The following is a 9,506-nucleotide window of genomic DNA, read 5'->3' on the forward strand; positions in this document are numbered from 1 at the left end:
GAACTACACCGAGAAGGAGGTCAGCTTCCCCTTCCGCAACTTCAAGCTGGCGGGAACCCTCACCATACCGCAAGTTAGAAAGGAGAGAAAGAAGTTTCCCGCAGTGGTGCTCGTCTCCGGTTCTGGTCCCCAAAACAGGGACGAAGACACTCCGATACCCGGTCCATACGGTATGAAGTATGGCATCTTCAGAACCATCGCTCATCGCTTAGGGAATAATGGGTTTGTCGTCCTCCGCTACGACGACATCGGGGTTGGTGAAAGCGGAGGAAACGCTCAAACAGTGACCTTGAACGACCGGATCGCCGAGGTGCGGGCAGCGGTACTCTACCTCGAAAGGCTCGATTTCGTCGATAAGCTTCGGATCGGCATCATCGGGCATTCAGAGGGAGCGATAATCGCCCCCGAGGTGGCGGTACGCGATCCCGAGGTAGCGGGGATCGTACTGATGGGCGCTCCGGCAAAACCGCTCGATTACATCATCTTCGAGCAATCGCAGGCGATGGCTCTTTCTGAGCTCGAGTTCCGGCTTGATCTTCCTGACCTCATCTCGATCGAGAAACAGGTGCTGACAGGGAAGGATTGGGGGGAGATAAACGGCGTCCCCATCTTTTTAGGCTGGTTCCGCTCCCACTTCTATCATAATCCACTCGCCACCATCACCCGGGTTCACTGCCCCATCCTGATCCTAAACGGCGCCCTCGACCTCCAGGTCCTTCCGGCAAACGCCGTTGCCTTAGCCCTCGCCCTGGAGAAGGCGGGGAGAAGAAACTACACCCTGAGGATATTCGACGGTTTGGACCACCTCTTTATGCGGAATCGCTACCGGGGACACCTCGGTGATTACAACGACCTTGAGCGGAATATATCGCCTGAGGTAATAGCTACCATCGTCTCCTGGCTAAAGGAAAACCTAAAACAGGAGGAGTAAGATGAAGTTAAAGGTTATGTTTGCCCTAACCATCCTCCTCGCCAGCTTTGCCCTTGCGGGAGGGACAAAGGCGGTGGAGAGGGGAACCTACATCCTCAACCTTGGGGGAAGGGATGTGGGTCATAACACCTACACCCTCGAGAAGGGGAAGAAGGGCTATAAGAGCCGTGCCCAGACGGTGCTCAACCTGCCCCAGGGCAGGGTGGTGCTGACCACCGACCTCGAGCTGAGCGAGGAGCTAACCCCCATCTACTACCAGCTGAAGGCAACCCTTCCTGGACAGGTGCAGTCGATCGAGACCACGATCAAGGGGGACAAGGCAAAGTCGGTCATCGATGTCGGCGGGACGATAAGGAAGACCAGCACCAAGCCCACCCTACCCTGCTACATCCTGGACAACAATATGATCGATCACTGGTGCTATCTCGTGAAAAAGCTCGATTTAAGCTCCGCCAAGGAACAGACTATCAACCTCTTTGTCCCTCAGGCGGCGCTCACCACCAACCTGACCCTGAAGAAAAAGAAGGAGGAAGAGATAAAGATCGGGGGAAAAAGCTATAAAGCGGTGGTGATGGAGGGGATTCTTGCCTCTAAGATAGGGCTAACCCTCTACATCGAGCCGAAGGAGATGAAGCTTTTGAAGGTGGTAATCCCGGAGCAAAACTTCTCTGCTGAGCTTTCCTCCAGGGTAAAACCGATAGAATAACCCCCCCTTTGCTCCAAAACTCAAAAGGTAACGGCTACCATTGTTTCTTGGCTAAATGGAAAACCTAAAATAGGAGGAGTAAAATGAAGTTAAAGGTTATGTTAGTTTTAACCGCTCTTCTCGTCAGCTTTATCCTTGCGGGAGGAGGGACAAAGACGGTGGAGAAGGGGACCTACATCATCAACATAGGGGGAAAAGATGTGGGTTACAATACTTATATCCTTACTAAAGGGAAGGAGAAGGGCTATGAGAGCCGTGCCCAGACGGTGCTCAACCTGCCCCAGGGCAAGGTGGTGCTAACCACCGACCTCAAGCTGAGCGAGAAGCTAACCCCCATCCATTACCAGCTGAAGGCAACCCTACCGGGCCAGAAGCAGTCTATCGAGACCACGATCAAGGAGAACAAGGCAAAGTTGCTCATCAATGTGGGGGGAAAGATAAAAAAGACCACCACCAAACTCACCCCTCCCTGCTACATTATGGACAGTAGTATGGTCGATCATTGGTGTTATTTCACAAAGAGGCTTGACCCAAACTCCGTCAAGGAGCAGAAGATAAACATCTTTGTTCCTCGGTCAGCGGCCGTCACCGATTTGGTCCTGAAGAAGAAGAAAGAAAAAGAGATAAAGATCGGAGGGAAAAGTTATAAGGCAGTGGTGATGGAGGGGGTACTCGCCTCGAAGGTAAAAGTTACCCTCTACATCGAGCCGAAGGAGATGAAGCTTTTGAAGATGGTAATCCCGGAGCAAAACTTCTCTGCCGAGCTTTCCTCCAGGGTAAAACCGATAAAATAAGAAAATCCCCCTTTTTGCTACCGCTATTGATAGTAAAAAGGGGGATAGCTTTATCAATAGTGTTTTTTCACGAACTCCTCTATCTTATCGTAGGCTTCAGTGAGTACATCCTCCGGAGCGAGGTAAACCACCCGGAAGTGGGCTGTTCCCGGCTTTTCGCCGAAGCCAGCACCATGAACAACGAGCACCCCGGTCTCCATCAAAAGCTCGCGGACGAACTTCTCATCGGAGATGGGAAGATCGATCCTGGCGAAGGCGTAAAAGGAGGCTTCGGGTTTAACCAGCGAGATATGGGGAATGGCGTTCAACCGCTCGTGGGTCAGGTCGCATCTCCTTCTCAGCTTGTCCAACATCTCGCTAAGATGGCTCTGGTCCCCGGTGAGCGCGGGTTTTATGGCGAACTGGATGGGAAGGTTGTGGCAGAGCCGAGCCCGAAGTAGTCTATTCAACCCCTCCTTATAGCGGGAGAGGAGCTTTTTCTCTCCACTCAGGATACCCCAGCCGACCCTCCATCCGGGAACAAGATGCGCCTTGCTCAAGCCATTGAAGGTCATCACCGGAGCCTCGGGATCGAGCGAAGCGAGGGAAATATGCTTCTTGGGAACGAGGAGGAACTTATCATATATCTCATCGGAGATGATAAGGAGATTATGCCTCTTTCCTATCTCGATTATCTCTCGAAGGAGATCCTCGGGGTAGATGGTGCCGGTGGGATTGTTCGGGTTTATCACCACTATCGCCCTTGTTTTGTCGTTTATCCGCTTCTCGATGTCGGAGGGATCAGGGAGCCAACCGTTCTCCTCATCGAGGTAGTAGGGATTGACTTCGGCGGAAAGCTTTCCCAGGATGGCGGAATAAACGGGATATCCAGGATAAGGTATGAGGACATTCTCCCCGCTATTCAATAAGGCGGAGAGGGTCATCTCTATTGCCTCGGTGACGCCAGCGGTGATGAATATCTCCTCGATATTCCTTATTCCGTTAGCCTCCGCCTTCGCTCTTATCGTCTCTATCGCTTCAGGGATCCCGCCACTCGGTCCATAGCCATTATTGCCATCGAGCATCGCCTTATGGACCGCCTCGATCATATGATGGGGTGTCTCATAATCGAACTTCAGGGGATCGCCGATATTTAGATGGATGATCTTCTTCCCCTTGCGTTTAAGCTCATCAGCGAGCACCACCACATCCCGGATGGCATAGCGCACATTCTCCGTGCTCCGGGCAGGGATTATCTCCTTCATATCTGCCTCCTTGATATGATTTATGGTAACTGATGAAAAATAAAGCTACTCACCTTCTCCCTCTCTCGAGGGAAGAATGCCCAGCGAGTAGCGTATAAGCTGGAACGCCTCCTTGGTGCCCGGGGTAAACTCCCTTTCCGCCTTGGCGATGACCTTCTTCCACTTGCTGAATATCCCCCTAAGCGAGGTAACATCGTTCCTCCGGAGATACTGGAGCACAACCTTTATTATGGGAGTGGCATCTTCACCTGTGCCGTGCTCCGCCTCAAGGAGCATCCGAGCACGCTTCAACTCGGGGTGAGCGGCATCGAACGCCTCATCCACCACCCCTTCCTCAGTAGGGGGAGGAGCAGGTTGATCCTGAGCCACCTTCCGTACCTTCTCCGTGATCCCGAACTCGTTCTCCACCTCGGGTACTACCTCCCGGGGCTCCTCCGCTGGCTTCGCTTCCTCCTTCGGCTCTTCGAGGAGGAACTTTGACTCCTCCTTGAGGAGATCGGAAAGCTGAGAGAGAACCCGCTCGTTGAGGATCTCCCGGCGGTACTTGGCAAGGTAACCAAGGAGCTCGATATCGCTCTCGAACCCTCCTTTTATCTGGCATCTCTCGTCTATCGAGCGCTCCTTAGCCTGAGAGATGATTATCGTCCCCTTCACCCCGTTTTTGAGCACCATCTTCTCTGCATTGATGGTGCCTATCTCAACCGTGGTCCCATCTATCACCACATTTCCTGCCTCGATGGAGCGAGACTCCATATGTCCCCCCTTGACCGAAACCTCCCGTGCCTTTATAGTACGCGTCTTGACCGCACCATTCTCCACTGCCACCTTCTCTGCCATAATGTTCGCCGTCTCAAGTTCCCCTTTCACCCGCACCATCTTCGAGGCGCGGATGTTGCGAGATACCACCGATACCCCTTCGTCGATAAGGATGCTCCCGTAATGCGAGGTTATCTGGTTGAAACCCGCCTGAGATTCCTGGAGGATAAGATCACCCTGAACATCGAAACCGATCTCCACCCCCGGAGGGACGGTGATCTTCGCCCCTTTGGGGACGACCATCGCCTCCGGCGAAGAAGGCATTCCCTTTTCTCCTCTCATACTCACCCCCTTATTCTTTCGATAGATTCTTAGCCAATCTCATCTCAACCCTCCCTTTTAGAAAGGGATAGGGATTTATCGGTTTTCCCAACTCCCTGACCTCATAATGAAGGTGGGGAGCGGTGCTTCTGCCCGTGGAGCCCACCTCGGCGATGATCTGACCTCGGCGAACCACATCCCCCGCCTTGACCAACACCCGCTGGCAGTGGGCATATAGGGTATAGATGCCGCTATCGCCATGGCGGATCATCACCGTCCTGCCCAACCTTGCCCAGGCAGGGTCCTCCTCCTTGGGATAAGAGCCGGCGAAGACAACCACCCCGTAAGCGGTAGCCCTGATCGGCGTCCCGCGCTCGGCAGCAAGATCGATACCCCGATGAAACTCAGGAAGCTTGGTGAAGGGCGAGCGACGCCAGCCATATCGGGAAGAGATATAATAGGGACCGAGAATAGGGGAGCCAAGCGGGGTGTAGAAGTAGCTCACCACCTCACTATTCGTGAGGAGATGGAGCCGATTGTATCTTCTTTCAAGATCGAGGACAAAGCTCTTCAGGGGAGAAAGAGACCGCTCCTCCACCACCCCTTTCGCCACCACCTCCTGAACCAAAGGGCGAAGCCCCTGATTATGCACCACCCGCTCCGAAAAGAGATAAAGCTCCTCTGCCCGCAACCTGAGTTTCTCAAACCGTCCCTTAAGTACGGCGAGCCTTTTCTCGTTCTCCTCCCGCTCCCTCTTTATCTTGATGAAAACCTTGTATTCCTTCTGCACATAGTAGTAATGGAGAAAAAGAGAGCTGGCCAGATAAAAGATGCCGTTAAAGACGATGACAAAAAGGGAAATGGCGAGGAGGAACAGCTGATTCTTGGTGAGGGAGAAGGAACGGACCCCCTCCTCGACCCTGGGGGGATGAACCCTGATATAGATCACCTGCTTTCCTTCCCTAAATGGGAGGAAGGAGGAAAAGAGTTTTGAGAAAAATCCACCCCCCTTCAAAACCACTCCCTTTACCTCCGTAGCCAATATCTTTTGTTAAATTTTACCCTATTGTGACAAAGTTTGTCAAACAAAAACTAAATCCTTATTTTTTAAGTTGATATAAGGCTCAATTTGTGGTATTAGAGAGGTAGATGGAAATGGATGGAGGAACAATAAAATGGGGGGTCGTCAGTTTAAGATACGATATTTAGTGCCTAAATTGGAAGACGCACCGATGGAAGAGCATGAGTGGGGTTTTGGAAATATCGTGGGTCGTTCCGAAAAAATGCGGGAGGTCTTCAAAATCCTGATCAAGATCGCCTCTGCTCCCGCGGTTCCGGTGATAATAAAGGGTGAAAGCGGTACCGGAAAGGAGCTCGTTGCCCGGGCGATCCACAGTGCAAGCGCCTCAGTCCATCACCCCTTCGTCCAGATAAATTGCTCTGCCCTCCCAGAAAGCCTCCTTGAGTCGGAGATATTCGGCTATGAAAAGGGAGCCTTCACCGACGCCAAAGCGACCAAACGGGGCCTTCTTGAAATAGCCGATGGAGGAACCTTCTTCCTCGATGAAATCGGGAATATGAGCCTGAACCTTCAAGCAAAGCTCCTCACCGCGATAGAGCAAAAAAGGTTCAAAAGGGTGGGAGGGGTAAGCGATATCCAGGTGCGAACGAGGATAATAGCGGCGACCAACAAAAACATAGAAGAGGAAGTGGCAGCAGGACTCTTCCGGGAGGATCTCTACTATCGCCTCAATGTCATCTCCTTAACCCTACCCCCCCTCAGGGAGAGGGGAGATGATATCATCCTTCTCGCCCAATACTTCCTCAATATGTTTAATGAGGAGTACAAGCGGAATGTGGAAGGCTTCTCCTCCGAGGCGATCGAGGCGATGCTCAGATACCCCTGGCCCGGTAATGTGCGGGAGCTGAAGAATACCATCGAGCGGGTGGTGGTGCTGGAACAACCGGAGATCATCCTCCCTCGCCATCTCGACTTAGGAAGGGGCCATATCATCAAACAGCCCTCCATCTCCTACCCCGAGAATGGTCCCTCCATCGAGGTGGATATCCCCCCGCAGGGGATATCCCTGGAAGAGGTGGAGCGGGCTTTTATCCTGAAAGCCCTTGAGAAAACGGGCTGGAATCAGGTTAAGGCAGCGAAACTCCTCGGGATAAGCAGGCAGACCCTGCGCTACCGGATGAAGAAGTACCGGATAAGGGGAGCGATTGATCCAAATAAAACAGATGGCTCATTTGAGCCAGTAAATTAAGCCATTCTAAAATATAGCCTTATCTCATTTAATCCCTCTTTTTTTACTTTATGATTCAATTAGAACACTATTACTATTTTATCGGCTTTAACCTAAGTCGCTAAATATCAACAGTTAAAAATAGACGAACTATGGCACATTTCTTGCTACTTAAATAAGGTGAAAAGAGAAGATCATCAACCTTGCTCAGTCACAGCTGGGTGCAGCGAGAACAGCTACCGCCTAGCCACCTGGGCAAGGACGAGGGCGACGGTAGGAGTTGTTCATCCGCTGCTTGCTCGGCCGAGGACAAGGCGCTAAGGTTGATGAATGAAGTTGTTAAGTCCCTCTACGACCCCCCAAGTAGATGCGTGACGGAGGGAGGCGGGAGACCGCCTCCAATTTTTTTATTTATCTTTCCCTTCAATCCTTATGAGCCCTGCTCGCTCGAGCACCCGGAAAAACCTCTCAACCGAGGAGAGGGAAACAGGACCATACTCAGCGCTCAGTGCATCCCTTATCGCGAGGAGGCTCCTTCTACCGTCAACGAAATTAACCGCTTCATAAGCCCGGCTTCCCCGGAGGGGTAGCTTCCTCTCGACCTCCTCCCCCAACTTATCGCTCAGATAGCCGTGATAGAGAGGACCGATGAAACCAGAACTCCTCCGGGGAACGATCCTTCTCGCCCTCTCCTCCTCCGGGGAAAGCGTGATCTTCCGCGGAGCCACCCCGAAAAGGGAGCAACGGGAGAAGTATCTCTGCTCGATCAGCCGGCGATAAAAGAGCTCCTCAGCATTCGCTCTTCTTTTTAGCCTCTCGATAAGTCCTGTCAATTCCTCATCCTTGGAGAACACCCCAACCGAGGAGAGCGCTTCCCTTACCCGGTGGAAGGAGTATTTAGAGACAAGCAACGCCTGGCGATAGACATTGTAAAGCTCGGAAGCCGACCTCGCCTCATCGAGCTTAGAAAGCCAGAAATTCACCTCCTCGCTTGCCCGGAAGGTTTCCCGGGAGAGAACCTCGGTGGCGAGCTTCATCCCTTCGAAAGACCCTGCCTGAGCCATAAAGTAAACGGCGAGGGTGGAGAGGAATACGACCCGTTTTAACTCGGTCTGATCCACCTTATCCACATCATCCTGGATGGTGTGATGATAAGGATCGGGATGACCCAGCATCACCGCCGGCACCCGGAAGGAGCCCTCAGTGAAGATGTAATGATCGGAGCCACCGGAATAGGGAACCACCCGGTAATTCCAGGGAGCCTTTGAGCCCCTGGGGGTGGTTATTCGGCATCGCGCCACCTCCTCGATGAGGTTCTCCATAAGGGCGTTGATGAATGAGGGGTTGGAAGCAGGTGTTCTCGTCACATAGAAATAGGAGTTCGTCTTCTTGAGGTCCTCCCCGATCATATCGAGATTGAGGGCGCCTATCGTCCTTTTTGCCACCTCGGGATGGTTTACTAAGTAGGCAATGGTGCCGTACATCTCGGAGACCCAGAGGAAGCGGATGGTCCTCGCCGGTGGAGGTATCTCACCCTTTGCTATCAGCCGTTTCAGCGTTCTCGCTATCTCAAGAAGACCAGCGCTTCCCGAGGCGTTGTCGTTCGCCCCCGGTTGATAGTGGTCCAGATGAGCCATAAGAAGGACCTCCTCATCGGGGTACTTCGTTCCGGGGATGGTGGCACTCATCACCTCTATCTTGCTCGGATATATCTCTCCCACCACCTTGACCTTGAGCAGTACCTTCTTTCCCTGACTGAGAAACCGCTTTATCAGATCCGCTTGCTCCCGGGAGAGGTTGAACCCGAAGCCGACCTTGTCCTTTTCGCTCAGTCGGGGCCAAAGGGCGGTGTATTGGACGAGATTAGGATAATCTCTCCTCGCATCCGGAGGAAGATAATTAAGCACCCCAACCGCACCCCGCTTTATGACCGCCTCCCGATGAACATCACCGGAATAGCCGGTGGCAAGGACGATCTTACCCGCAACATCCTTCCCCTGATAATCGGCGGGAGACAGTCCCGAGCCGACATCGACCACCTCGGCGGTCAGATCAGCACTTACGCTATGCTTCACCAACACGGTAGGAAGCTCCTCATAGGAGGCGAGCTTCATCTTGATCGGAGAAACCATCCACAGTTCCCCTTCGCTTGCCCGCCAGCCGACCGGGGTACGGAATGTCCCGTAGTAGGTATCGCCGTCGGAATACCAACCCTCTATCTTCGCATTTTTTATGCCGTACCTGGCGAGCTGAGATTTGACATAGAGTGCTGCCTTATGCCACCCCTCCGATGCCTGAATCCGATCATACCTGCTGATCATAACCGTATGCCACCAGGCGATCTCCCCGGAGACCTGGGAAAGGATCTTTCCTTCAATATCCCTGGAGATAAGTGAAGGGGGCTGATAACCATCTCCTAAGGCGGGGGAAAGAAGGAAAAAGAAACCAAAAAGCAGGAAGTAGGATACCCATCTCTTACCCATAATCTACTCCTCCTAAACATAT

At 52.7% G+C, this 9,506-nt stretch carries 8 protein-coding genes; 4 read left to right on the forward strand and 4 right to left on the reverse strand.

What is annotated here, in order from left to right; all coding sequences use genetic code 11:
• The 3 genes from J7L64_01255 to J7L64_01265 all read left to right on the forward strand — a co-directional run.
• Positions 1–931, forward strand: a 931-nt coding sequence (locus tag J7L64_01255; protein ID MCD6450979.1) for an alpha/beta hydrolase, incomplete at its 5' end; no start/stop codon positions are given.
• A 1-nt stretch (position 932) separates the two neighbouring features.
• A complete protein-coding gene (locus J7L64_01260) occupies positions 933–1,637 on the forward strand; it encodes a hypothetical protein (protein ID MCD6450980.1) in 705 nt (234 codons plus the stop codon).
• An 83-nt stretch (positions 1,638–1,720) separates the two neighbouring features.
• Complete coding sequence (locus J7L64_01265) at positions 1,721–2,431, forward strand: hypothetical protein (GenBank protein MCD6450981.1); 711 nt, start codon at positions 1,721–1,723, stop codon at positions 2,429–2,431.
• A 53-nt stretch (positions 2,432–2,484) separates the two neighbouring features.
• Here J7L64_01265 and J7L64_01270 read toward each other — a convergent pair whose 3' ends face one another.
• The 3 genes from J7L64_01270 to J7L64_01280 are packed head-to-tail and all read right to left on the reverse strand — an operon-like array spanning position 2,485 to position 5,773.
• The gene (locus tag J7L64_01270) at positions 2,485–3,675 is read right to left on the reverse strand and encodes an aminotransferase class I/II-fold pyridoxal phosphate-dependent enzyme (protein ID MCD6450982.1); all 1,191 of its coding nucleotides are present in this window, start codon (positions 3,673–3,675) and stop codon (positions 2,485–2,487) included.
• 45 nt (positions 3,676–3,720) lie between these two features.
• Entirely contained in the window at positions 3,721–4,773 is a 1,053-nt protein-coding gene (locus tag J7L64_01275; GenBank protein ID MCD6450983.1) for a hypothetical protein, read from the reverse strand.
• Between the two features lie 10 nt (positions 4,774–4,783).
• Complete coding sequence (locus tag J7L64_01280; protein MCD6450984.1) at positions 4,784–5,773, reverse strand: M23 family metallopeptidase; 990 nt, start codon at positions 5,771–5,773, stop codon at positions 4,784–4,786.
• A gap of 211 nt (positions 5,774–5,984) precedes the next feature.
• Between J7L64_01280 and J7L64_01285 the strand changes: the two genes are divergently transcribed.
• A complete protein-coding gene (locus J7L64_01285) occupies positions 5,985–7,022 on the forward strand; it encodes a sigma-54-dependent Fis family transcriptional regulator (GenBank protein MCD6450985.1) in 1,038 nt (345 codons plus the stop codon).
• Between the two features lie 386 nt (positions 7,023–7,408).
• Here J7L64_01285 and J7L64_01290 read toward each other — a convergent pair whose 3' ends face one another.
• Entirely contained in the window at positions 7,409–9,484 is a 2,076-nt protein-coding gene (locus tag J7L64_01290; protein MCD6450986.1) for a DUF4910 domain-containing protein, read from the reverse strand.
• Between the last annotated feature and the right edge of the window lie 22 nt (positions 9,485–9,506).

This window comes from Acidobacteriota bacterium, assembly GCA_021161905.1.
Taxonomy (GTDB): Bacteria; Acidobacteriota; B3-B38; order Guanabaribacteriales; family JAGGZT01; genus JAGGZT01.

Coding starts and splice junctions, on each gene's coding strand:
- J7L64_01285 (MCD6450985.1), top strand. CDS start 5,985: ATGGAAGAGCATGAGTGGGGTTTTGGAAATATCGTGGGTCGTTCCGAA.
- J7L64_01265 (MCD6450981.1), top strand. CDS start 1,721: ATGAAGTTAAAGGTTATGTTAGTTTTAACCGCTCTTCTCGTCAGCTTT.
- J7L64_01275 (MCD6450983.1), bottom strand. CDS start 4,773: ATGAGAGGAGAAAAGGGAATGCCTTCTTCGCCGGAGGCGATGGTCGTC.
- J7L64_01290 (MCD6450986.1), bottom strand. CDS start 9,484: ATGGGTAAGAGATGGGTATCCTACTTCCTGCTTTTTGGTTTCTTTTTC.
- J7L64_01270 (MCD6450982.1), bottom strand. CDS start 3,675: ATGAAGGAGATAATCCCTGCCCGGAGCACGGAGAATGTGCGCTATGCC.
- J7L64_01260 (MCD6450980.1), top strand. CDS start 933: ATGAAGTTAAAGGTTATGTTTGCCCTAACCATCCTCCTCGCCAGCTTT.